Annotated in this window: 14 protein-coding genes; 9 read left to right on the top strand and 5 right to left on the bottom strand. The window is 63.6% G+C overall.

Going from position 1 to position 22,257, the window contains the following annotated elements:
* The first annotated feature begins 2 nt into the window (after positions 1-2).
* The 4 genes from QCL51_RS08905 (at position 3) to QCL51_RS08890 (ending at position 4,868) form a co-directional block, all read left to right on the top strand.
* Positions 3-269, top strand: coding sequence for a DUF2934 domain-containing protein (locus QCL51_RS08905; RefSeq protein WP_021782121.1), 267 nt, complete (start codon positions 3-5; stop codon positions 267-269).
* A 136-nt stretch (positions 270-405) separates the two neighbouring features.
* Positions 406-2,559, top strand: coding sequence for a glycogen debranching protein GlgX (gene glgX / locus QCL51_RS08900; RefSeq protein ID WP_021782120.1), 2,154 nt, complete (start codon positions 406-408; stop codon positions 2,557-2,559).
* 121 nt (positions 2,560-2,680) lie between these two features.
* Complete coding sequence (locus QCL51_RS08895) at positions 2,681-3,475, top strand: endonuclease/exonuclease/phosphatase family protein (RefSeq protein ID WP_021782119.1); 795 nt, start codon at positions 2,681-2,683, stop codon at positions 3,473-3,475.
* Positions 3,476-3,791: 316 nt separating this feature from the next.
* Entirely contained in the window at positions 3,792-4,868 is a 1,077-nt protein-coding gene (locus QCL51_RS08890) for an autotransporter outer membrane beta-barrel domain-containing protein (RefSeq protein WP_021782118.1), read from the top strand.
* Positions 4,869-5,082: 214 nt separating this feature from the next.
* Here QCL51_RS08890 and glgB read toward each other — a convergent pair whose 3' ends face one another.
* From glgB to QCL51_RS08875, 3 genes are all read right to left on the bottom strand, one after another.
* Positions 5,083-7,293 carry a 1,4-alpha-glucan branching protein GlgB gene (gene glgB, locus QCL51_RS08885; protein ID WP_103469828.1) on the bottom strand — a complete coding sequence of 737 codons (2,211 nt, stop codon included), beginning with the start codon at positions 7,291-7,293 and terminating at the stop codon, positions 5,083-5,085.
* Positions 7,290-10,610 carry a maltose alpha-D-glucosyltransferase gene (treS, locus tag QCL51_RS08880; RefSeq protein WP_103444683.1) on the bottom strand — a complete coding sequence of 1,107 codons (3,321 nt, stop codon included), beginning with the start codon at positions 10,608-10,610 and terminating at the stop codon, positions 7,290-7,292. The genes glgB and treS overlap by 4 nt, the downstream gene beginning before the upstream one ends.
* A gap of 157 nt (positions 10,611-10,767) precedes the next feature.
* Complete coding sequence (locus QCL51_RS08875) at positions 10,768-12,786, bottom strand: alpha-1,4-glucan--maltose-1-phosphate maltosyltransferase (RefSeq protein WP_101196173.1); 2,019 nt, start codon at positions 12,784-12,786, stop codon at positions 10,768-10,770.
* A gap of 139 nt (positions 12,787-12,925) precedes the next feature.
* Here QCL51_RS08875 and QCL51_RS08870 point away from each other — a divergent pair, with 139 nt between their 5' ends.
* Complete coding sequence (locus QCL51_RS08870) at positions 12,926-13,087, top strand: hypothetical protein (RefSeq protein ID WP_015271006.1); 162 nt, start codon at positions 12,926-12,928, stop codon at positions 13,085-13,087.
* Between the two features lie 217 nt (positions 13,088-13,304).
* Here QCL51_RS08870 and QCL51_RS08865 read toward each other — a convergent pair whose 3' ends face one another.
* Positions 13,305-14,987 (bottom strand): AMP-binding protein, encoded by a 1,683-nt coding sequence (locus QCL51_RS08865; RefSeq protein WP_103444685.1) that lies wholly within the window; start codon positions 14,985-14,987, stop codon positions 13,305-13,307.
* Between the two features lie 324 nt (positions 14,988-15,311).
* Here QCL51_RS08865 and QCL51_RS08860 point away from each other — a divergent pair, with 324 nt between their 5' ends.
* From QCL51_RS08860 to QCL51_RS08845, 4 genes are read left to right on the top strand one after another with little or no spacing between them, the layout of a single operon-like run.
* A complete protein-coding gene (locus QCL51_RS08860; protein ID WP_003251317.1) occupies positions 15,312-16,475 on the top strand; it encodes an isovaleryl-CoA dehydrogenase in 1,164 nt (387 codons plus the stop codon).
* A 19-nt stretch (positions 16,476-16,494) separates the two neighbouring features.
* Entirely contained in the window at positions 16,495-18,102 is a 1,608-nt protein-coding gene (locus QCL51_RS08855; RefSeq protein WP_021782113.1) for a carboxyl transferase domain-containing protein, read from the top strand.
* Between the two features lie 3 nt (positions 18,103-18,105).
* Positions 18,106-18,921, top strand: a complete 816-nt coding sequence (locus QCL51_RS08850) for a gamma-carboxygeranoyl-CoA hydratase (protein WP_021782112.1) — start codon at positions 18,106-18,108, stop codon at positions 18,919-18,921.
* Positions 18,918-20,870: an acetyl/propionyl/methylcrotonyl-CoA carboxylase subunit alpha gene (locus tag QCL51_RS08845; RefSeq protein WP_021782111.1), complete on the top strand. Its 1,953-nt coding sequence runs from the start codon at positions 18,918-18,920 to the stop codon at positions 20,868-20,870. Before QCL51_RS08850 ends, QCL51_RS08845 begins: the two co-directional genes overlap by 4 nt.
* A 647-nt stretch (positions 20,871-21,517) precedes the next feature.
* On the opposite strand, the gene QCL51_RS08840 is transcribed toward QCL51_RS08845, so the two are convergent.
* Complete coding sequence (locus tag QCL51_RS08840; protein ID WP_003251326.1) at positions 21,518-22,171, bottom strand: S24 family peptidase; 654 nt, start codon at positions 22,169-22,171, stop codon at positions 21,518-21,520.
* Positions 22,172-22,257 lie beyond the last annotated feature (86 nt).

Here is a 22,257-nt window from a genome sequence, read left to right as displayed (position 1 = left end):
TCATGATGAGTGTCGATGAAAAGCGTATTCGCGAATTTGCCTACCAGATCTGGGAATCCGAAGGTAAGCCTGTAGGAGAGGAAGAACGCCACTGGGAAATGGCCCGCAAGCTGGCCGAGGCCGAAGCGCTGGCGCCCAAGGCAGCCCCGCGCAAGAAAGCAGCGGCCAAGCCGAAGGCGCCTGCAGAACCCAAGGCGGCGGCCCTGCCGGGGCTCAAACCTGCTGCGGCGAAAAAGCCCCGGGCGGCGAAAAAGCCTACTGCCGGTTGAGCCTGTCCCGGCCTCTTTGCGGGCAAGCCCGCTCCTACAGGTTCATCACAGGCGCATGTAGGAGCGGGTTTACCCGCGAAGAGGCCAATGCAGGACAGCACAACTTCCCTTCCGTCACGGCCACTTGAGGATCGTCATGAGCCCCCGCACCCCGAAGAAAACCCGCTCGGTCGCACCATCACGCATCCGCGAAGGCCTACCCTTCCCCCTCGGCGCCACCTGGGATGGCCTAGGGGTCAACTTCGCCCTGTTCTCGGCCAACGCCACCAAGGTCGAGCTGTGCCTGTTCGACTCCACTGGCGAGCAGGAAATCGAGCGCATAGAGCTGCCCGAATACACCGATGAGATCTACCACGGCTACCTCCCCGACGCTCACCCCGGCCTGGTCTATGGCTACCGGGTGTACGGCCCCTACGAGCCGGAAAACGGCCACCGCTTCAACCCCAACAAACTGCTGATCGACCCGTATGCCAAGCAACTGGTCGGCAGCCTGAAATGGTCCGAGGCCCTGTTCGGCTACACCATCGGCCATCCCGACGGTGACCTGTCATTCGACGAGCGCGACAGCGCGCCTTTCGTACCCAAATGCAAGGTCATCGACCCTGCGTTCACCTGGGGCCGCGACCAGCGTGTGCAGATCCCGTGGGAGCGCACGATCATCTATGAAGCGCATGCCCGCGGCATCAGCATGCGCCACCCGGGTGTGCCTGAAGAACTGCGTGGCACCTTCGCCGGCCTGGCCAACGACGAGCTGCTCAAGCACATCAAGGACCTTGGCGTGTCGAGCATCGAGCTGCTGCCGATCCACGCCTTTGTCAACGACCAGCACCTGCTGGACAAGGGCCTGAACAACTACTGGGGCTACAACAGCATCGCCTTTTTCGCCCCGCACCCGCGCTACCTCGCCAGCGGCAAGATCGCCGAGTTCAAGGAGATGGTCGCGCACCTGCACGACGCCGGGCTGGAGGTGATCCTGGACGTGGTCTACAACCACACCGCAGAAGGCAACGAGCGCGGCCCGACCCTGTCGATGCGCGGTATCGACAATGCCTCGTACTACCGCCTGATGCCGGACGACAAGCGCTACTACATCAACGACTCGGGCACCGGCAACACCCTGGACCTGAGCCACCCCTGCGTGCTGCAGTTGGTCACCGATTCGCTTCGCTACTGGGCCGGCGAAATGCACGTGGATGGTTTTCGCTTCGACCTGGCGACCATCCTTGGCCGTTACCACGATGGCTACAGCGAGCGTCATGGCTTCCTCGTCGCCTGCCGTCAGGACCCGATGCTGAGCCAGGTCAAGCTGATTGCCGAACCGTGGGACTGCGGCCCCGGCGGCTACCAGGTGGGCAACTTCGCCCCGGGCTGGGCGGAATGGAACGACCGCTTCCGCGATACCGCACGCGCCTTCTGGAAAGGCGACGAAGGCCAGTTGGCCGATTTCGCCGCGCGCTTGACCGCCTCGGGCGACATGTTCAACAACCGCGGGCGCCGGCCCTATTCCTCGGTCAACTTCATCACCGCCCACGATGGTTTCACCCTGCGCGACCTGGTGTCCTACAACCACAAGCACAACGAAGACAACGACGAAAACAACCAGGACGGCACCGACAACAACCTGTCGTGGAACTGCGGCGTCGAAGGGCCGACCGACGACCCGGCGATCAATGCCCTGCGCATGCGCCAGATGCGCAACTACTTCGCCACCCTGCTGCTGGCCCAGGGCACGCCAATGATCGTTGCCGGCGACGAGTTCAGCCGCACCCAGCACGGCAACAACAACGCCTACTGCCAGGACAGCGAGATCGGTTGGGTGAACTGGGACCTGGACCAGGAAGGCGAAGAGCTGCTGGCCTTCGTCAAGCGTCTGACGCGTCTGCGCCTGGCCTACCCGGTGCTGCGCCGCTCACGCTTTCTGGTGGGGGACTACAATGAGGCAATTGGGGTCAAGGACGTGACCTGGCTGGCACCCGATGGCAGCGAGATGAGCGTTGAACAATGGGAAAACCCGCACGGGCGCTGCCTGGGCATGCTGATAGATGGCCGAGCGCAGGTCAGTGGTATCGCCCGGCCAGGTGCCGAGGCCACCGTGCTGCTGATCGTCAATGCCCACCATGACATCGTGCCATTCAAGCTGCCGGCCGTGCCTGAAGGCGATTACTGGAGCTGCCTGATCGATACCGACCGGCCGGAGTTGCGCAAGGGGCAGCATTTGCAGTTTGACAGTACATTCGAGGTCAAGGGGCGGTCGATGCTACTAATGGTATTGCAGTACGACGAGGAGTGAACAGTGACAGGCAACGCAGGTCATACGTTGTAATTGCCACGGCATACCTGTGGGAGCGTGCATGCCCGCTCCCACAGGTTTTAGCGGCGGCAATGAGGCAGGGTTAACTTCAGGAGGAATTGTGAGCCTCGAAGCCGGCAGTAATGGTTTCGCCAGTGTCAGCCAGGCCCCAGCCGTGAAACGCCTGCGGGTACTGACGGTGAACACCCACAAGGGCTTCACCGCCTTCAACCGGCGCTTTATCTTGCCAGAGCTGCGCGAGGCTGTGCGCAGCACACAGGCCGACATTGTCTTCCTTCAGGAAGTGCTGGGTAGCCACGACCGCCACGCTGCGCGCTACCCCGGCTGGCCACAGACCTCGCAGTACGAATTCCTCGCCGACAGCATGTGGAGCGACTTCGCCTATGGCCGCAACGCGGTCTATCCCGACGGCCACCACGGCAATGCGCTGCTGTCCAAGTACCCGATCATCGAGCACCGCAACCTGGACGTGTCGATCACCGGCCCCGAACGCCGCGGCCTGTTGCACTGTGTGCTGGAGGTGCCTGGGCAAGGCCAGGTGCATGCGGTCTGCGTGCACCTGTCGCTGCTGGAAAACCACCGGCAAAAGCAGCTGCAGTTGCTGCGTAAGTTGCTGGACTCTCTGCCGGCCAACGCGCCGGTGATCATCGCCGGCGACTTCAACGACTGGAAAAGTCACGGCAACCGCACCCTTGGCCTGCAACGCGACTTGCACGAAGCCTTCGAGCGCCACCACGGCCATCTCGCCCGCACCTACCCTGCCCGCCTGCCACTGTTGCGCCTGGACCGCATCTACCTGCGTAACGCCGAAAGCCATGGGCCGAGGATTCTGGGGCACAAACCTTGGTCGCACTTGTCAGACCACCTGCCACTGGCCGTTGAAGTGCGGCTTTAGCAATCATTCTTCATAGCCACGGCACGGCAAATAGCGAACCCCGCTATACCCTGCATCTTAGTTCGAAAAAACAATGAGTTAATCGTTAAGACGCGCCTTGAACACTTCGTTCACGTTTTCTTGACGCAAGCGGTGACCTCTCCTTAGCTGAACAATACCAAGCTGTAAAAATCTTGCGCCGGGCCTCTAGCTCGCGCCTTCGTGCGCGTTTGCGATAACTGGCGCGCTGGTTTGGGTCGCCCACTGTTTTTGCCGTACAGCTCGTGACAACAGGCCAGGTTCTCGGGCTGCACCACAAAAACAAAGGAGATCCGCCATGAAAAGCACCTCGAACCCCTTGCGCTTCGACAGCATTTTCTACGCGGTTTCCACGTCGCTGCTTCTGGCAACCCCGGTGGAAACGATCGCGTACGAACTGCAGGGTGACCCCATCTCCCCCGGCTTTCTGCAGCAACCCGTAACGACGCCACTGTCGCTCGACCCGGTCAGTGCCAATGGGTTGAGCCTCGGCACCCTCAATACGTTTTCGCAGCAGATGAGCGAACGGCACCGGCAGGCGGCACCCGACCTGATTGCCAGTCAGTGGGCGCAATTCTTCCCCACCAGTGCGCGCAGCCGAGCGCTGCCCCCAGCACAGCTGGAGGCGCCCAGCCAGCAACTGATGATCGGCCCGGACCTGTTCGTGCGTGAAACGGCGGCGGGCAATGTGCACCGCGCGGGGATATTCGTGGGGCACAACAACCTGCAAAGCAGCTTCAAGGGCACGCGCTCACTGCTGGGCGACAAGCAGCGCAAAGCGGTGAACTTGAGCGGGGAAAGCCTGGGGGTGTACTGGAGCATGACCCATGAACAGGGCTGGCACCTGAATGCCGTGGCCATGGGTTCGCGGATCGACGTAATGGGCCGTGGCGAAAACGGCCAGCGCCTGGACGACAGTGGCCACGCAATGACCTTCTCGGTAGAGGGCGGGTACCCGATCCGCCTGAGTGGCAACTGGGTGATCGAGCCCCAGGCACAGTTGATCAACCAGCAATTCTTCCCTGGCAACCAGGTACAGGAGGAGACCTTGCGGGCCTTCGACAGCCAGCCGAGCTGGAGCGGCCGGGTTGGCGCCAAGCTGTCCGGACGCTACGAGGTGCGCGGCATGCCGATCGAGCCCTATGTGCGGACCAACGTGTGGTATGACTTCAGCAATGCCGATGAGGTGAAGCTGGACCAGGTCGACAAGATTTCCAGCTCGCGCTACTCGACCACGGTGGAGTTGGGGTTGGGCCTGGTGGCGCGGGTGACACCTTCGGTGGCCATGTTCGTCAGCGCCGATTACAGCAGTGATGTGGATGAGAATGACCTGAACGGGTTGATTGGCAGCCTTGGGGTACGGATGCGGTGGTAGGCAGGGCCGGCCTCTTCGCGGGTAAACCCGCGCCTACACACTGATCGGGGCCACACGCATCGGTGGCTCGGCACAGGCCGTTGTAGGAGCGGGTTCACCCGCGAAAGGGCCGGGCCTGCCGGCCAATTTCCAAAGGCCATTCACGGTTGCCGCCGCTACCGGATTCGCGGGTAAACCCGCTCCTACAGGCGAAAAGGCCAGTGCGGTCAACCGATCAGGCGGGCTTCATGATCAACACCCCCAGCGGCGGCAGGTTCAGGGCCAGCGATAATGGCTGCCCGTGGCTGGCCACTGCTTCACTGGCCACCGCCCCCAGATTACCCACGTTCGACCCGGCATACAGCTCGGCATCACTGTTCAGCAGCTCCTGCCAACGCTCGCCGAACGGCACGCCAATGCGATAGCCCTCACGGGGTACCGGGGTGAAGTTGGCCACCACCAGCACCGGCTCGCCGCTGCTGCTCCAGCGCAGCCAGGCGTACACGCTGTTCTGCGCGTCGTCACCGATCAGCCACTGGAAGCCCTGCGGCTGGCAATCCTGCTCGTGCAACGCCGCCTCTTCGCGGTACAGGCGGTTGAGGTCGCCCACCAACCGCTGCACACCCTGGTGCTCGGGGTACTGCAGCAGGTACCAGTCCAGTTCGCTGTCGTGGTTCCACTCACGCCACTGGCCGAACTCGCAGCCCATGAACAGCAGCTTCTTGCCCGGGTGTGCCCACATGAAGGTGAGGTAGGCGCGCAGGTTGGCGAATTTCTGCCAGCGGTCGCCGGGCATCTTGTCGATCAGCGAATGCTTGCCGTGCACCACCTCATCATGGGAAATGGGCAGGATGAAGTGCTCGGAATAGGCATAGATCAGCCCGAAACTCATCTCGTTGTGGTGGTAGGTGCGGTGCACCGGGTCGTTCTGGATGTAGTGCAGGGTGTCGTGCATCCAGCCCATGTTCCACTTGTAGGCAAAACCCAGGCCGCCCTGTTGGGTAGGCTGGCTGACCCCAGGCCAGGCGGTGGACTCTTCGGCGATGATCAGCGCACCCGGGGCCTCGTGGGCAGCGACGCCGTTAAGGTGGCGGATGAAGTCGATGGCTTCCAGGTTCTCGCGCCCGCCGTGACGGTTGGGTACCCATTCGCCAGCCTTGCGCGAGTAGTCGCGGTACAGCATCGAGGCCACCGCATCGACGCGCAGGCCGTCGATGTGGAAATGCTTCAACCAGTGAAGCGCCGAAGCCATCATGAAGCCGCGCACTTCATTGCGCCCGAGGTTGTAGATCAGCGTGTTCCAGTCCTGGTGGTAGCCCTCCAGGGGGTTGTCGTATTCGTAAAGGGCAGTGCCGTCAAAGCGAGCCAGACCGTGTTCATCGGTGGGGAAATGCGCCGGCACCCAGTCCAGCAGCACACCAATGCCTCCCTGGTGGCAGGCGTCGATGAACGCGGCGAAATCCTCAGCACTGCCGTAGCGCGAGGTGGGCGCGAACATCGACAGTGGTTGATAGCCCCAGGAGCCGCCGAACGGGTGTTCCATGATCGGCAGCAGCTCGATGTGGGTAAAGCCCAGTTCCTGCACATAGGGCACCAGCCGCTCGGCCAGTTCGCGCCAATTGAAGAAACGCCCGATTTCCCCCGCTTCGTCCAGCTCGCAGCGCCATGACCCGGGGTGCAGTTCGTAGATCGACAATGGCGCGTTGTAGGCGTGGCGCTGGGCGCGTTGCGCCATCCAGTCATGGTCCTGCCAGGCGTGGCTGAGTTCACCGGCTACCTTGGACGCCGTGCTCGGCGGCAGCTCGGTGGCACGGGCCAGCGGGTCGGCCTTCAGCGGCAGTATGCCGTCCTTGCCGAGCACTTCGAACTTGTAGGTTTCGCCCACGCCCAGACGCGGAATGAACAGCTCCCATACCCCGGCACTGTGGCGCAGGCGCATGGGGTGGCGGCGGCCATCCCAGTTGTTGAAATCACCCACCACCGACACCCGTCGGGCATTCGGCGCCCAGACCGAGAAACACACGCCGTCGATGCCATCGACCTGAGTCGGCTGGGCACCGAAGCGCCCGGACAAATCGCGGTGATTGCCTTCAGCGAACAGGTGAAGGTCCATGTCACCCAGTTGCGGGCCGAAGCTGTAGGGGTCTTCGGTAACCTGTTCGCCACCGGCCCAGACGATATGAAGCTGGTAGGGCTGTGCCTCATTGAGGTGCGCGCTGAACAACCCGGGCAGGCTGCCCTGCTCCATTTCGGCAAGTACCCGCCCGTCATCCCGGGCCTGGACGCGCACTTTCAGGGCATTGGGCAGAAAGGCGCGGACCACCTGCCCGCCCGCGCCGTCGCCGTGGGGGCCGAGTACCGCAAAAGGATCGGCGTGTTCGGCGCGGGCCAGGGCGTCGAGGTCCCGTTGCCGAAGGCCACCGTTTTCACGCGTTGTAACGTTCATTCTGACTCTCCCCAGGTACTGATCAGTCCATGCAGACCATGCAAAGGCACGGCCAGCCAGCTCGGACGGTTTTCGGCTTCGTATGTAATCTCGTAGGCGGCTTTTTCCAGGCAGAACAGCTCCAGTGCCGCGCGCTCGCCCTCGGCGTGCTGCCAGGCGTGGGGCATGGCGGCGGTGGCCAGGCCATAGGCTTCGACAAAGGCATGCCGGGACTGGTGCAGGTACTGCCGGGCAACCCGCTGCCGGGCTTGCCGCGCCGGCTCGGAAAGGTCCACCGCAGACGCGCTGCGCAAGATCATCGCAGCAGCATAGTCGAAGGATCGCAGCACGCCGCTGACATCCTTGTAGGGGCTGTGTTTTGCCCGGCGCTCTTCAAGTGGCCGGGCAGGCTCGCCTTCAAAATCGATGAGGTAGGCATCACCCTGCACCACCAGCACCTGGCCCAGGTGCAGGTCGCCGTGCACACGCATCAGCAGGCCACCCTGGGCCTGCGCGGTCAGCTTGTCGATATGCTGGGCCAGGCCCTCGCGCTGTTGCTGCAGGTCGTCGACCAAGGCCTGGCTGTCGCTGTCCAGCGTGTCACGGTGCTGGGCCAGCAGGTCGAGGGCGTGGATCAGTTCGGTACTGATCTGTGCACGCCAGCGCTCGCTGTCCCGGGCATCGCTGGGGCGCGGCTGGAAGGCCGGGTCTTCGGTGGGTGAGGCCAGCAGCAGGTGCATCTCGCCCAGGCGCTGGCCAAGCAAGGCCGCAAAGCCGCTGAGTTCGGCCAATGCGTCAGTGTGCGCTTCGCCGTCGTTGCGGGTGGGCTCCATCTGGTCGCGGATGGCCCGTTCAAGGGTGTTCTGGGTCCAGCCCCAGGCATCGCCCTGGTTACTCAGGTAACCCTGGGCAATCATCAGCAGGTGCGGCGCGTGTTGCTCGTCCACCCGGCTGACCCAGGCCAGCAGCGGCGAGATATTGGCAAAGCCGGCGGCGGTCAGGTAGGCGCTCATTTCCAGCTCTGGATGGATACCCGGGTTGACCCGGCGGATCAGTTTGAGCACCACGCGATCGCCGATGACCACCGAACTGTTGGACTGCTCGGCGCTGAGGTAGCGCACTTCGCTCTCCTCGTCGAGCGCCAGGCCGGCCAGCTGCTCTGTGCATTCGAAGCGCAATTCACCCTCAGCGTCGCCACACGGCAAGCGCAGCCCATCCTGGCAGGCTTGCATCACGGCGTGAATGAACGGCTCCAGGACGAAGGCGTCGGTGATCAAGCCAACCTGGTGGGTACGGCGGACCCGCGACAACGCCAGCTGCTGCGGCAGCGCGGTATGGATCTGTTCCTCACCCAGCAGGCCGAACGGTAGCTGGTAGCGGGTGGCCGTGCCGTCGCTGAGTACTTCGATTTCGCTGAGCAGCACCGGCGTGGTGGCGGTGCCGAAACGCACGCCGTAACACAGGCGCACGGCGTCGATCGGCCCTTCCTTGCCGGCGAACCAGCGGCGTTTGGGCAGGTACTGCGGCAGGATGGTGCTTTGCAGTGTATCGCTTGCGGGGGCTTGCAGCAGTTCTTCCATGCGCTTGCGCAGTACCAATGTGGTCAATTCGGGTAACCCCTCGGTGGCCTGAATGTGCCAGCTGGGCATGCGATCGCGGCTGGCCAGCAGGAACCAGTAGAAGGCATAAGGTGGCAATGTCAGCAGAAACGGCAGTTGGCCGATTGGCGGGAACGCGCTGCCGCCAAGCATCTCCACCGGTACTTTGTCGGCGTATTGTGACAATTCGAGTTCGGCAGCCTGGGCGGCACGGGACACGTTGGCCACGCAGAGGATGACCTCGGTATTGCCGTCGGCATCGGTGTACTCGCGGATATAGGCAAGGATGCGCCGGTTGCTGGGCGTGAGGGTGCGCAGGCTGCCGCGGCCAAAGGCCTTCTGCTGCTTGCGTACCGCCAGCATGCGCCGGGTCCAGTTCAGCAGCGAATGCGGGTCGTGGCTTTGCGCCTCCACGTTGACCGTCTGGTAACCGTAGAGCGGGTCCATGATCGGCGGCAGCACCAGGCGCTGGGGGTCGGCGCGGGAAAAACCGCCGTTGCGGTCTGGCGACCACTGCATGGGAGTGCGAACGCCATCGCGGTCACCCAGATAGATATTGTCGCCCATGCCCAGTTCGTCGCCGTAATACAGGGTTGGCGTGCCGGGCATCGACAATAGCAGGCTGGTCAGCAGCTCTATGCGCCGCCGGTCACGCTGCAGCAGGGGCGCCAGGCGCCGGCGAATGCCCAGGTTGATGCGCGCGCGGCGGTCTTCGGCATAGTAGTTCCACAGGTAGTCGCGCTCGCGGTCGGTGACCATTTCCAGCGTCAGTTCATCATGGTTGCGCAAAAAGATCGCCCACTGGCAGTTGGCCGGAATTTCCGGGGTCTGGCGCAGGATGTCGGTGATCGGGAAGCGGTCTTCCATGGCCAGGGCCATGTACATGCGCGGCATCAACGGAAAGTGGAAAGCCATATGGCATTCGTCGCCATCGCCTTCGCCGAAGTACGGGCGCGTGTCTTCCGGCCACTGGTTGGCTTCGGCCAGCAGCATGCGATCGGGGTAGTTGGCGTCGATCTCGGCGCGGATCGCCTTGAGCACCTCGTGGGTTTCGGCGAGGTTCTCGTTGTTGGTGCCGTCGCGCTCGATCAGGTAAGGGATCGCGTCCAGGCGCAGGCCATCTACACCCAGGTCGAGCCAGAAGCGCATGACGCCGATCACCGCCTTGAGTACCTGCGGGTTATCGAAGTTGAGGTCCGGCTGGTGCGAGTAGAACCGGTGCCAGAAGTACTGGCCGGCGACCGGGTCCCAGGTCCAGTTGGACTTTTCGGTATCGAGGAAGATGATGCGCGTACCGTCGTACTTCTGGTCGTCGTCCGACCACACGTAGAACTCGCGCGCCTTGCTGCCGCGCTTGGCGTGGCGGGCACGCTGGAACCACGGGTGCTGGTCGCTGGTGTGGTTGATGACCAGCTCGGTGATCACCCGCAAGCCGCGCTTGTGGGCCTCGGCGATGAAACGGCGGGCGTCGGCCATGCTGCCGTAATCCGGGTGCACGGCCTTGTATTCGGCGATGTCGTAGCCGTCGTCACGGCGTGGCGATGGGTAGAACGGCAGCAGCCACAGGGTGTTGACGCCCAGCTCGGCAATGTAGTCGAGCTTGCTGATCAGGCCGGCGAAGTCGCCGATGCCGTCGTTGTTCGAGTCGAAGAACGACTTGATGTGCAGCTGGTAGATGACGGCGTCCTTGTACCACAGCGGGTCGTCGATGAAGGCTGCCGGGCGGGAACGCTTGGCCATGTGCGACTCCTTTCAATTGCATGTTTGCCCCTTCTTGCACCATCGCTGTGGGAGCGGGCGTGCCCGCGAATCAGCCACCGCGGTGCTTGGCACCGGCTCTGCCGGTGTTCGCGGGCATGCCCGCTCCCACAGGGGGGGAAAAGGCTGCAGGCCGGTTTTACCCGGCTTTCTCGATGCGCCAGATGCCGAACGGCAGGTGCCAGGGCTCTATGCGCATCCATTGGGTCTTGCCGTACCACGACCAGCGGTGGCCGTTCATCAGGTCTTCACCTTGGGTTTCGGCGTTGTCGTCCAGCCCCAGCTCCCACAGTGGCAACTCGAAATGCGCCTCCTGGGCGTTGTGCGGGTCGAGGCTGATGGCCACCAGGATGTAGTTGTCACGCTCAGGCGTACGCTTGGCGAAGTACAGGATGTTGTCGTTCCAGCAATTGAAGAAGGCCACACCTAGGTGGGTTTGCAAGGCACGGTTCTGCCGGCGGATGCGGTTGAGCTGGGCGATCTCGGCAATGATGTTGCCGGGCTGGGTGAAATCACGTGGGCGGATTTCGTACTTCTCCGAATCCAGGTATTCCTCCTTGCCCGGCAACGGCGTGCCCTCGCACAGCTCGAAGCCCGAATACATGCCCCACAAGCCTGAGCCCATGGTCGCCAGCGCCGCACGGATAAGAAACCCTGCGCGGCCTGAGGTGTGCAGGAAAAATGGGTTGATGTCCGGTGTATTGACGAAGAAGTTGGGCCGGTAGCACTGGCTCCACGGCGGCTGGTTGAGCTGCTCGAAATATTCGCGCAGCTCCTGCTTGTGGTTGCGCCAGGTGAAATAGGTATAGCTCTGTGCGTAGCCGACCTTGCCCAGGCGCGCCATCATCGCCGGCTTGGTAAAGGCTTCGGCGAGGAAGATGACGTCGGGGTGCTGGCTGCGCACATTGCCGATCAGCCATTGCCAGAACGGCAACGGCTTGGTGTGCGGGTTGTCGACGCGGAAGGTCTTCACGCCCTCCTCGACCCAGCCGACCACCACATCGCGCAGGGCGAGCCACAGCGAAGGCACGGCCTCTGGCGCATAGAAATCGACGTTGACGATGTCCTGGTACTTTTTCGGCGGGTTTTCGGCGTAGCGGATGGTGCCGTCCGGGCGCCAGCTGAACCAGCCCGGGTGCTCCTTGAGCCAAGGGTGGTCCTGGGAGCACTGGATGGCGAAATCGAGGGCGATTTCCAGGCCGTGTTCCGCCGCTGCGGCCACCAGACGGCGAAAGTCATCGCGGCTGCCCAGTTGCGGGTGAATCGCCTCGTGGCCGCCCTCCGGGCTGCCGATGGCATAAGGGCTGCCCGGGTCGCCCGGCTCGGCCTTGAGGGCGTTGTTGCGGCCCTTGCGATGCTGCATGCCGATGGGGTGGATGGGCGGGAAGTACAGTACGTCGAAGCCCATGTCGCGGATCATCGGCAGCCGTTCGTGCACGTCGTTGAAGGTGCCGTGGCGCTGCGGGTCGTCGGTAATGGAGCGCGGGAACAGCTCGTACCAGCTGGCGAACAGTGCGGCCGGGCGGTCGACATCAAGGGGGAAATCAGGGCTGCGGGTCAGGTAGCTGCGGTGTTCGGCTTCGCCCATCAGGCGGGCGGTGGTCGGGTCGAGAAACAAAGCCACCTGGTCATCGATACTGAGCGTGGGCAGGCGCTGCTGCAAGGCCTCTAGCGCCTCGCGCAGGGCGCCGCTGCACAGTTCGATGCCTGTGCCGAGCATCAAACGGCCTTCTTCCAATTCCAGTTTTACCTCGACGCCGGCGTGGTACTTCTTCTCCAGATCGTGGCAATAGGTGGCAAACGGGTCGATCCAGGCCTCGATACTGAACCGGTGCGGACCCAGTTCGGTGGGGGTGAACTCGGCCTGCCACAGGTCGTTGCCCGCCGACTGCATCGGCACGCAATGCCAGCGCCGGCTGTGCGCCTGGCGCCAGTTGAGCATCACCGCCAGGCGGTCGTGGCCGTCGCTGTAGGCCTTGGTGCTGACTGCCACTGGCTGGCCACTGACGGCCTTGGCGGCGAAGCTGCCGGCGTCGAGCACAGGTTGGGTGTCTTCGATCACGATACGCGGCGCCAGCAGCGCCTGGGACAGGCTGATGGCCTGGTCCGGGTGATCGTTCGCCATGGGCACGCTTTCAAAGGGCTCGTTTCGTGACATCGACCTTGCTCCCTCAGGCTGGTGGCGGTAAGGGTTCAGAGCCGGGCACAGGCGGGGGGTTCAAAATAATTGAGCGAACGGCAGCTGCCAGCGGTCAGAGCCTACAGCACCTCTTCACCCACCCACGCGAGGTCAGGCCATGAACATTCCCATTCCACCGGAGACACCCGATCCCAACATCGACGACCCGAGCTTGCCGCCACCCGTACCGGAAGAAGAGCCGGACGAGCTGCCGATCAAGCCGACCGTGCCGCCGACAGTGGGCGACCCGCCGAGCCAGGAGCCACCGGTGAAGGCTTAAGGGTAGACCACGGCACCGGGTAATTCTGCCAGTAACGTGTTTGGTCGCAGGTTATGGTTGAGGATGATCAAACGCTTGGCAAGGCGAAGGTCTTGCCTTGAACGGACCGGCCTCTTCGCGGGTAAACCCGCTCCTGCAGCGACCGTGCCGGCCTTGAATGCGGCGCTGTCCCTGTAGGAGCGGGTTTACCCGCGAAGAGGCCGGCCGCACTCGCACATCAACCCGCAGATGCAGCCGCAATCTCCGCCACACTGATCTCGCGCATGCGGAACTTCTGCACCTTGCCGGTCACGGTCATCGGGTACTCGTCGACAAAGCGGATATATCGCGGCACCTTGAAGTGGGCGATGCGCGTCTTGCACCAGCCCTGCAGTTCCTCGACCGTGGCGCTGTGCCCAGGGTGCAGCTTGATCCAGGCGACGATCTCTTCGCCATAGCGGCTGCACGGAATGCCGATCACCTGCGCATCGGCCACCGCCGGGTGGGTGTAGAAAAACTCTTCCAGCTCACGCGGATAAATGTTCTCGCCGCCGCGAATGATCATGTCCTTGTTGCGCCCGACGATGCGCACATAGCCCTGCTCGTCCATCACCGCCAGGTCACCCGAATGCATCCAGCCGGCCGGGTCGATGGCATCCGCCGTGGCCTGGGGGTTGTCCCAGTAGCCAAGCATCACGCTGTAGCCGCGGGTGCACAGTTCGCCAATCTCGCCGCGCGCGACGATGCAGCCATCGGCGTCCACCAGTTTGTTTTCCAGCTGCGGCTGGGTGCGGCCGACGGTGGTCACGCGCAGCTCCAGATCATCGTCCGGGCCGGTCTGCAGTGACACCGGGCTGGTTTCGGTCATGCCGTAGGCGATCTGCACTTCTGCCATGTGCATCTGGTCGATGACCCGGCGCATCACCTCGATCGGGCAGGTGGCACCGGCCATGATGCCGCTGCGCAGGGTCGACAGGTCCATGTGGGCGCGCGATGGGTGATCGAGCATGGCGATGAACATGGTCGGCACGCCATAGAGGATGCTGGCGCGCTCTTCGGCCACGGCGCGCAAGGTAAGTTCGGCGTCGAAAGCATCGTTAGGGTAGATCATGGTGCTGCCGTGGGTGATGCAGCCGAGGTTGGCCATGACCATGCCGAAGCAATGGTACAGCGGCACCGGAATCACCATACGGTCGCGGGCTGTCAGGCCAAGGCTTTCACCCACCATGAAACCGTTGTTGAGGATGTTGTAGTGACTGAGCGTGGCACCTTTGGGTGCACCGGTGGTGCCGGAGGTGTACTGGATGTTTACCGGCTGGTCGAATTGCAGGCTTTGCTGACGGGCAGTGCAAGCCTCGACAGACGTCTGCCCTGCCCACTCGGCCAAGGCGTGCCAGGGCAGGAAGCCGGCAGGCGGGTTGGCGGCCAGGCTGATGACACCACGCAACTCGGGCAGGCATTCACTGGCCAGCTCACCAGGCCGGGCGCTGGCCAGTTCAGGCACCAGCTCCTGCAGCATGGCGTGGTAATCAGACGTCTTGAAGGCTTCAGCGCAGACCAGCCAGCGGCAGCCAGACTGGCGCAACACGTACTCCAGCTCACCCACACGGTAGGCCGGGTTGATGTTGACCAGGATGGCGCCGACCTTGGCACTGGCCAGCTGCAAGATGCACCACTGGGCGCAGTTGGGCGACCAGATGCCAACACGGTCGCCGGTGTTCACGCCCAGTGCGATCAGCGCGCGGGCGTGTATTTCGACCTGTTCGGCCAGCTGCCGCCAGCTGTAACGCAGGCCCTGGTGGCGGGACACCAGGGCCTCGCTGTCGGAACAGCGGGCCACGGTGGCATCGAAGGCCTGGCCGATGGTCTGGGTCAGCAAGGGTCGGTCCTGGCGACCGCGGGTATAGCTCGGTTGACTCATGGGTGTCCCTTCTTGTGGTTGTTTTGGGCACGGCTGAAGCAAGCGGGAATACTCTGGCGCAGATTTACGTTTACGTAAAGGTGACGAGCGGATTGACAGTGACCTTACGCAGGTTTACGTTAACGTAAAGGTGATGAACGATACCGGGATCTCCGGCATGACGCAGACCCTTGTAGGAGCGGGCTTACCCGCGAATGCGATCACCCAGGCAATGACGGTGGTCCTGCTGACGCATTCGCGGGCAAGCCCGCTCCTACAGGGGTCAGCGGTTAGGCTTTGAGCTACGGTGTTACCCAATTTCCAAGAACAAGAAGGTGCCCCAGCATGCATTACCCCTCCCTGAACTTCGCCCTGGGCGAAACCATCGACATGCTCCGCGACCAGGTGCGCACCTTCGTCGCCGCCGAACTGGCCCCGCGCGCCGCGCAGATCGACCACGACAACCTGTTTCCCGCCGACATGTGGCGCAAGTTCGGTGACATGGGCCTGCTGGGCATCACCGTACCGGAAGAGTACGGCGGCGCTGGCCTGGGCTACCTGGCCCATGTGGTGTCGATGGAAGAAATCAGCCGTGGCTCCGCCTCGGTGGCGCTGTCCTACGGCGCCCATTCCAACCTGTGCGTCAACCAGATCAACCGCAACGGCACCCACGAGCAGAAGCTCAAGTACCTGCCCAAGCTGATCAGCGGCGAGCACATCGGCGCCTTGGCCATGAGCGAGCCCAATGCCGGCTCCGACGTGGTATCGATGAAGCTGCGTGCAGAAAAACGCGGCGATCACTACGTGCTCAACGGCAGCAAGACCTGGATCACCAACGGTCCCGACGCCAACACCTACGTGATTTACGCCAAGACCGACCTGGACAAGGGTGCGCACGGCATCACCGCGTTCATCGTCGAGCGTGACTGGAAGGGCTTCAGCCGCAGCAACAAGTTCGACAAGCTGGGCATGCGCGGGTCCAACACCTGCGAGCTGTTCTTCGACGGCGTGGAAGTGCCGGCAGAGAACATTCTGGGCCAGCTCAACGGCGGCGTGCGCGTCCTGATGAGCGGCCTGGACTACGAACGGGTGGTGCTGTCCGGCGGCCCGACCGGCATCATGCAAAGCTGCATGGACCTGGTGGTGCCGTATATCCATGACCGCAAGCAATTCGGCCAGAGCATCGGCGAGTTCCAGCTGATCCAGGGCAAGATTGCCGACATGTACACCCAGCTGAACGCCAGCCGCGCCTACCTGTATGCCGTGGCCCAGGCCTGCGACCGTGGCGAGACCACCCGCAAGGACGCTGCCGGCGTGATCCTGTACACCGCCGAGCGTGCCACGCAAATGGCCCTGGAGGCGATCCAGATTCTTGGCGGCAACGGCTATATCAACGAATTCCCGGCTGGCCGCCTGTTGCGCGACGCCAAGCTGTACGAAATCGGTGCCGGCACCAGCGAAATCCGCCGGATGCTGATTGGCCGCGAACTGTTCAACGAAACCCGCTGAACATAAGGGACGGGCGCACATGGCTACCTTGCACACCCAGATCAACCCGCGTTCGGCAGAATTCGCCATCAACAGCGCGGCCATGCTCGAGCAGGTCCAGGCCCTGCGCGGCCTGCTCGCCCAGGTTGCCCAGGGCGGCGGGCCCAAGGCTCAGGAACGTCATACCTCACGTGGCAAGCTGCTGCCGCGCGAGCGTATCGACCGCCTGCTGGACCCGGGCTCGCCGTTCCTCGAGATCGGCCAGTTGGCCGCCCATGAGGTATACGGCGAGGACGTGCCGGCTGCGGGCGTGATTGCCGGCATCGGCCGTATCGAGGGCGTCGAATGCATGATCGTGGCCAACGACGCCACGGTAAAAGGCGGCTCGTACTACCCGCTGACCGTAAAGAAACACCTGCGTGCACAAACCATCGCCCTGCAGAACCGTCTGCCATGCATCTACCTGGTGGACTCCGGCGGCGCCAACCTGCCACGCCAGGACGAAGTGTTCCCCGACCGTGAGCACTTCGGGCGCATCTTCTTCAACCAGGCCAACATGAGCGCACAAGGCATCCCGCAGATCGCCGTGGTGATGGGCTCGTGCACCGCTGGCGGCGCTTACGTGCCGGCCATGGCCGACGAAGCGATCATGGTGCGGCAGCAGGCGACCATCTTCCTCGCGGGACCGCCGCTGGTAAAAGCCGCCACCGGTGAAGTGGTCAGTGCCGAAGACTTGGGGGGCGCCGATGTGCACTGCCGCACCAGTGGCGTCGCCGACCATTATGCCGACAACGACGAACACGCCCTGGCCATCGCGCGACGCAGCGTGGCCAACCTCAACTGGCACAAGCTGGGCAAGCTACAACGCCTGGCACCGGTGGCACCGCTGTATGCGGCCGATGAGCTGTACGGCGTGGTGCCGGCCGATGCCAAACAACCGTTCGACGTGCGCGAGGTGATCGCCCGCCTGGTCGATGGCTCGGTGTTCGATGAATTCAAGGCGCTGTTCGGCACCACCCTGGTGTGCGGCTTCGCCCATCTGCACGGCTACCCGGTGGCCATCCTGGCCAACAACGGCATCCTCTTTGCCGAAGCCGCGCAAAAAGGTGCGCACTTCATCGAACTGGCCTGCCAGCGCGGCATCCCGCTGCTGTTCCTGCAGAACATCACCGGGTTCATGGTGGGCAAGAAGTACGAAGAAGGCGGCATCGCCAAGCACGGCGCCAAGCTGGTCACCGCTGTGGCCTGCGCCCAGGTGCCGAAGTTCACGGTGATCATCGGCGGCAGCTTTGGTGCCGGCAACTACGGCATGTGCGGCCGCGCCTACGACCCGCGCTTCCTGTGGATGTGGCCTAACGCGCGGATTGGCGTAATGGGCGCCGAACAGGCCGCCGGCGTGCTGGCCCAGGTCAAGCGTGAGCAAAGCGAACGCAGCGGCCAGCCATTCAGTGCCGAAGACGAAGCCAGGCTCAAGCAGCCGATCCTCGACCAGTACGAGCGTCAGGGCCACCCCTATTATTCCAGCGCCCGCCTGTGGGACGACGGCGTCATCGACCCGGCACAGACCCGCGACGTCCTCGGCCTGGCGTTGTCTGCCGCGCTGAACGCGCCGATCGAACAGAGCCGCTTCGGCATTTTCCGGATGTGACCCATGAGCGATTTCAGCACCCTTGAAGTGATCCGCGACCCGCGCGGCTTTGCCACCCTGTGGCTAAGCCGCGAGGACAAGAACAACGCCTTCAACGCGCAGATGATCCGCGAGCTGATCGTGGCCATCGACCAGTTGGCCGAAGACACCAGCCTGCGCTTTGTGCTGCTGCGCGGCCGTGGCCGGCACTTCAGCGCCGGTGCCGACCTGGCCTGGATGCAGCAGTCGGCACAACTGGACTTCAACACCAACCTGGATGATGCCCACGAGCTGGGCGAGCTGATGTACGCCCTGCACCGCCTCAAGGCCCCGACCCTGGCCGTGGTGCAAGGCGCCGCCTTCGGTGGCGCGCTGGGCCTGATCAGCTGCTGCGACATGGCTATCGGCGCCGAAGACGCCCAGCTGTGCCTGTCGGAAGTACGCATCGGTCTGGCCCCGGCGGTCATCAGCCCGTTCGTGGTCAAGGCCATTGGCGAACGCGCCGCGCGCCGCTACGCCCTCACCGCCGAGCGCTTCAGCGGCGTACGGGCCCGCGAACTGGGCCTGCTGGCCGAGGTATACCCGGCCAGCGAACTGGACGACCACGTCGAAGCCTGGGTAGGCAACCTGCTGCAGAACAGCCCACAAGCATTGCGCGCCACCAAGGACTTGCTGCGCGAAGTGGACGACGGCGAACTCAGCCCGGCCCTGCGCCGTTACTGCGAAAACACCATCGCCCGCATCCGCGTCAGCGCCGAAGGCCAGGAGGGCCTGCGCGCTTTCCTGGAAAAACGCCGCCCTGCCTGGCAAACCGTTGACAAGAAGGAGCCGCGCCCATGAGCCGCCCCGCTTTGACCACCCTGCTGGTCGCCAACCGCGGCGAAATCGCTTGCCGGGTGATGCGCACCGCCAAGGCCATGGGCCTGACCACTGTCGCCGTGCACAGCGCCACCGACCGTGACGCCCGTCACAGCCGCGAAGCCGACATCCGCGTCGACCTGGGCGGCACCAAGGCTGCCGAAAGCTACCTGCTGGTCGACAAGCTGCTGGCCGCAGCCAAGGCCAGCGGCGCCCAGGCTATCCACCCCGGCTATGGCTTTCTGTCCGAGAACGCAGGTTTCGCCCGCGCCATCGAGCAGGCCGGGCTGATATTCCTCGGCCCACCGGCCAGCGCCATCGACGCCATGGGCAGCAAATCGGCAGCCAAGGCGCTGATGGAGGCCGCCGGCGTGCCGTTGGTACCGGGCTACCATGGCGAGGCCCAAGACCTGGACACCTTCCGCGCCGCGGCCGAACGCATCGGCTACCCGGTGCTGCTCAAGGCCAGCGCTGGCGGCGGTGGCAAGGGCATGAAAGTGGTCGAGGAAGAAAGCCAACTGGCCGACGCCCTGGCGTCGGCCCAGCGTGAGGCACAGTCGTCGTTCGGCGATGCGCGCATGCTGGTGGAAAAGTACGTGCTCAAGCCACGTCATGTCGAAATCCAGGTGTTTGCCGACCAGCACGGCAACTGCCTGTACCTTAACGAACGCGACTGTTCCATTCAGCGCCGCCATCAGAAGGTGGTGGAAGAGGCCCCTGCGCCCGGCCTGTCGCCCGAACTGCGCCAGGCCATGGGCGAAGCGGCGGTGCGTGCCGCCCAGGCTATCGGTTACGTGGGTGCTGGCACCGTGGAGTTTCTGCTTGATGCACGTGGCGAGTTCTTCTTCATGGAGATGAACACCCGCCTGCAGGTGGAACACCCGGTCACCGAGGCCATCACCGGCCTGGACCTTGTTGCCTGGCAAATTCGCGTGGCCTGCGGCGAAGCCCTGCCGATCACACAGGAACAGGTGCCGCTGATCGGCCATGCCATCGAAGTGCGCCTGTATGCCGAAGACCCGGCCAACGATTTTTTACCCGCGACCGGTAAATTGGCGCTGTACCGTGAATCGGCGCCTGGCGAAGGCCGCCGGGTGGACAGCGGGGTCAGCGAAGGCGATGTGGTGTCGCCGTTCTACGACCCGATGCTGGGCAAGCTGATTGCCTGGGGTGAAAACCGCGAACAGGCACGCCTGCGCTTGCTGGCCATGCTCGACGAGTTTGCCATTGGCGGGCTGAAGACCAACATCGCCTTCCTGCGCCGCATTCTCGCGCACCCTGCGTTCGCGGCGGCAGAGCTGGACACCGGCTTCATTCCCCGCCACCAGGATGTGCTGCTACCGGCGCCACGTGCGCTGCCTGCTGGCTTTTGGGAGGCGGCAGCCGAAGCCTGGCTGCAGGGCCAGGCGGGGCATCAGCGCGATGACGATTGCCATTCGCCTTGGAGCGGGCGTAACGGCCTGCGCTTGGGCCTGCCGGCACGCAGTAGCTTGCATCTGGTAAGCGCCGGACAAGATCAGGCAGTGGCCTTGGAACGTAGCGCTGCTTCTACCTGGCAGCTGCAAGGTGAGCAGTTGGTGCATGACCAGAACGGCGTGCGTCGCCAGCATCTGGCAACCCGTCGGGGTGGCACGCTGTACCTGCACTGGGATGGCGAAATGCATGCCATCGAAGCCTTCGACCCGATTGCCGAGGCCGAAGCCAGCCACAGCCATCAGGGTGGGCTGGGTGCGCCCATGAACGGCAGTATCGTGCGGGTGCTGGTCGAACCTGGGCAGGTGGTGGAAGCCGGTACTGCGCTGGTGGTACTGGAGGCCATGAAGATGGAGCACAGCATTCGTGCGCCGCATGCCGGCACGGTGAAGGCGCTGTTCTGCCTGGAGGGGGACATGGTCAGCGAAGGGACTGTGCTGGTCGAGCTGGGTGAGTGAGGCGGGGGCGCTTGGCTTGAGTTCTGGGGTGCCTTCGAGATCGAGCGCCGCCCGCGCGGCGCATCGCGAGCTGCGCTCGCTCCTACGTTTGTTTCGGGCCAGTCATTCCTGTGGGATTTGCGCGCGTACGCCTTGGCGCATGGCTTGATATCGCGTCGTACAAACAAAACGGTCGCGCGCGTCTGCCACAGGCGTTACTGGCCCGAAACAAACGTAGGAGCGAGCGCAGCTCGCGATGCGCCGCGCGGGCGGCGCTCGATTTCTGCCACCCCCTAAAACCCACGGCAAACACACCCGGCCATTGCGCAACGTCATGCCAGGCGGTGTGGCCTTGAGGGTATGGCGGTAGAGGTGCGTCGCCTGGGAGACCGAGCGCCGCCCGCGCGGCGCATCGCGAGCTGCGCTCGCTCCTACGTTTGTTTTGGGCCAGTCATTCCTGTGGGATCTGCGCGCGTACGCCTTGGCGCATGGCTCGATATCGCGTCGTACAAACAAAGCGGTCGCGCGCGCCTGCAACAGGCGTTACTGGCCAAAAACAAACGGAGCGAGCACAGCTCGCGATGCGCCGCGCGGGCGGCGCTCGATCGCGCGGGTGCCCTAAAAACCAAGACTTGCCCCCACCAGCCCCACCAACAACTCAACCCCTTTCAAAAGGCCCCATGTACCCGCACCACCACTCCCAGAAACGCGCAGCCTTCTTCACACAAAACCGTCGGATAGCGCGTATTCAGTGGCCTGAGCATCTTGTCTCCACCCTCTTCGACCAACTGCCGCAATACCGCCGGGCGCCCCGGCTGCCGTGCAATGACCAACCTGCCGGGCTGTGCCTCCAGCCCGGTATCCACCAGCACGCGCATGCCCTCGGGCACGCTCTTACCACTGGCCGCATTCATCGAGTCGTTTTCAACCACCAGCCAGAACGCATTGCCAGCGGGCATATAGTCCGTCTGCTCATGGGACGTGCTCGTTTCAGGCAATGGCCCCTGCAGGTCAGCCCAACTCAGCACCGGGAAGCGGAAGCTGGCATAGAGCAGCGCCTCGGCTGAAACCGGCTGCTCGGCCGTATAGAGCCCTTGCGCCTCACGCACGATGTCGCGCTCGACCACCATGACCTGGGCTTCCAGAAACACCAGCCCAAGCTTCTCCAGCTTTTCATTGATGGTTTCCAGCGTCGGCCGACGCGTGCCACGCAGCCAATGCCCCACGCCCCCCTGCGTCATGCCCAGGCGCTCGGCCAGTTGGAGCTGACTGAGGTTATGTTCGCGCTTGTAGCGCTTGAGAAATGCGTTCCAGTTTTCCATGAGCGGCAACAATACGGACTGTATTAACCGCTGCAATACACAATCTGAATTATTTATTTGGCACTACATAGTACAGCTTGACCTAT

The sequence above is a fragment of the Pseudomonas sp. LTR0 genome (genome assembly GCF_036630035.1).
Classification (GTDB): Bacteria; Pseudomonadota; Gammaproteobacteria; order Pseudomonadales; family Pseudomonadaceae; genus Aquipseudomonas; species Aquipseudomonas putida_Y.
The sequence above is the reverse complement of the archived record's forward strand: the minus strand, read 5'-3'. Positions and strand labels throughout refer to the sequence as shown.

Coding starts and splice junctions, on each gene's coding strand:
- QCL51_RS08905 (WP_021782121.1), top strand. CDS start 3: ATGATGAGTGTCGATGAAAAGCGTATTCGCGAATTTGCCTACCAGATC.
- QCL51_RS08855 (WP_021782113.1), top strand. CDS start 16,495: ATGGCTACCTTGCACACCCAGATCAACCCGCGTTCGGCAGAATTCGCC.
- QCL51_RS08850 (WP_021782112.1), top strand. CDS start 18,106: ATGAGCGATTTCAGCACCCTTGAAGTGATCCGCGACCCGCGCGGCTTT.
- QCL51_RS08875 (WP_101196173.1), bottom strand. CDS start 12,786: ATGTCACGAAACGAGCCCTTTGAAAGCGTGCCCATGGCGAACGATCAC.
- glgX (WP_021782120.1), top strand. CDS start 406: ATGAGCCCCCGCACCCCGAAGAAAACCCGCTCGGTCGCACCATCACGC.
- QCL51_RS08865 (WP_103444685.1), bottom strand. CDS start 14,987: ATGAGTCAACCGAGCTATACCCGCGGTCGCCAGGACCGACCCTTGCTG.
- treS (WP_103444683.1), bottom strand. CDS start 10,610: ATGGCCAAGCGTTCCCGCCCGGCAGCCTTCATCGACGACCCGCTGTGG.
- QCL51_RS08890 (WP_021782118.1), top strand. CDS start 3,792: ATGAAAAGCACCTCGAACCCCTTGCGCTTCGACAGCATTTTCTACGCG.
- QCL51_RS08860 (WP_003251317.1), top strand. CDS start 15,312: ATGCATTACCCCTCCCTGAACTTCGCCCTGGGCGAAACCATCGACATG.
- QCL51_RS08870 (WP_015271006.1), top strand. CDS start 12,926: ATGAACATTCCCATTCCACCGGAGACACCCGATCCCAACATCGACGAC.
- glgB (WP_103469828.1), bottom strand. CDS start 7,293: ATGAACGTTACAACGCGTGAAAACGGTGGCCTTCGGCAACGGGACCTC.
- QCL51_RS08840 (WP_003251326.1), bottom strand. CDS start 22,171: ATGGAAAACTGGAACGCATTTCTCAAGCGCTACAAGCGCGAACATAAC.
- QCL51_RS08845 (WP_021782111.1), top strand. CDS start 18,918: ATGAGCCGCCCCGCTTTGACCACCCTGCTGGTCGCCAACCGCGGCGAA.